Below are 1,656 nucleotides of genomic sequence, written 5' to 3' on the forward strand. Positions count from 1 at the left end.
TGCACAAGAATGATCTGAGCAGATCCCTCGTCGCCTTCGGCCAGGATAGCACGCTGGTCGCGGTGGTTGAACTGAGCATGTCGAGTTGGCTGGTGGCGGGACTGGTTCCCGGTGTGTTGAGACAACCGCTGAAGAAGCAAGGTGCCGATGCTGCAGCGTTGCTGCGGCTGCTGTATCGCTGGCGCGACGAAGCGCAGAAGGCCGGCAAGCCGATCGGGCGTATCGTTGTTGCGTTCGAGGCGGGCCGCGACGGCTTCTGGCTGGCGCGCTGGCTGCAGGCGCAGGGGATAGAAACCTATGTGATCCACTCGACCAGCATCCCTGTGTCGCGTGAGCACCGGCGGGCGAAGTCGGACCGGCTCGACACGCAATTGCTGATGCGGGCGTTTCTGGGCTGGCTGCGCGGCGAGCCCAAGCACTGCAGCATGGTTGCGATCCCAAACGTAGAGGAAGAGGATGCGCGGCGCCCCAGCCGCGAGCACGAGACGCTGGTGGGCGAACGCACCGGGCTAATCAACCGGATGAAGTCGACGCTGACGCGGCTGGGCATCCGCGGCTTCAATGTGAAGCTGAAGAAGGCGGCGGACCGGCTCGGCGACCTGCGTGGTCCGGACGGTCTGCCCTTGCCGCCCAACACACTGGCCGAACTGCAGCGCGACCTGGCACGGCTGCGCCTGGTCCGCGAGCAGCTCAAGGAGATCGAGAAGGTGCGGCTTGAGCGGCTGCAGCAGGCGCCGCAGCAAGGGGCACATGCGATGGTGCTGATACTGGCCAGAGTGCTGGGCATCGGCGTCGAGACGGCGGACATGCTGGTGCATGAGGTGCTATCGCGCGAGCTGCGCGACCGGCGGGCGGTGGCCCGCTTTGCCGGGCTGACCGGGGCGCCGGACGAGAGCGGCGGCAGACGCCGGGACAAGGGGCTGGCACGGGCCGGCAGCGCCAGGGTGCGCCGCGGCATGCTGCAGCTGGCGTGGCGCTGGCTGATGTTCCAGAAGGACAGCGCCCTGGCGCAGTGGTTCCTGGCGCGCACCGTCGGCGCCCACCGCAACGCACGCAAGATCATGGTGGTGGCACTGGCGCGCAAGCTGCTGATTGCCTTGTGGCGCTATGTGACCGCCGGCGAGGTGCCGGCCGGCGCACGTCTGCGTCCAGCTGCCTGAACGCCGCAACCCGTTACGGAGCTCGAAACAACAGGTCCGGCATCTACCGTCCAAGATGGAGCAATGCCAGGACAGTCCGAGGTGGCGGTGGCCCGCACGGGCCCTATGGTTTTGATGCCGAGGGAGAGAATGGGAACCGCCTCCGAGGAGCTTTGCCCCCGATGCGCATGACTGCATCATGGTCCGGATCGCCGCGATCCACCGAATACAAGGTTGTATGGCGCAACAGCGCCCCGACGCCAGGCAGGCTCCCCTCAGATCGTCCTTGCACGGCTCGCCTCGATCGGCCGCTGCCGCTACTCATGCAAGGACCGCCGCGAGTTCGTCCCGACCTGCGGCCCAAGATAGCGGGGCGTGCTCGCCGCCGTCCAGGACGAGCTACGCGCCGGCTCCGCCGGTGCCGCAAGCGGCATCCCGGACCGCGTCTGCGCTCCGCCGCTCTCGAGGCCGCAGGTCGGGACGAAGGGATGGTCCGCCACCCCGTCGAACAAAGGGA

2 protein-coding genes are annotated in these 1,656 nt (G+C 67.6%); one reads left to right on the plus strand and one right to left on the minus strand.

Annotated features, from left to right (window positions below; translation table 11 throughout):
- Window positions 1-14: 14 nt before the first annotated feature.
- On the plus strand, window positions 15-1,160 hold the full coding sequence (locus tag EH240_RS36855; protein ID WP_245436710.1) for an IS110 family RNA-guided transposase: 1,146 nt from the start codon (window positions 15-17) through the stop codon (window positions 1,158-1,160).
- 296 nt (window positions 1,161-1,456) lie between these two features.
- On the opposite strand, the gene EH240_RS38660 is transcribed toward EH240_RS36855, so the two are convergent.
- A partial coding sequence (locus EH240_RS38660; RefSeq protein WP_206075396.1) for a hypothetical protein occupies window positions 1,457-1,656 on the minus strand: 200 nt, incomplete at its 5' end.

Source organism: Mesorhizobium tamadayense (genome assembly GCF_003863365.1).
Taxonomy (GTDB): domain Bacteria; phylum Pseudomonadota; class Alphaproteobacteria; order Rhizobiales; family Rhizobiaceae; genus Mesorhizobium; species Mesorhizobium tamadayense.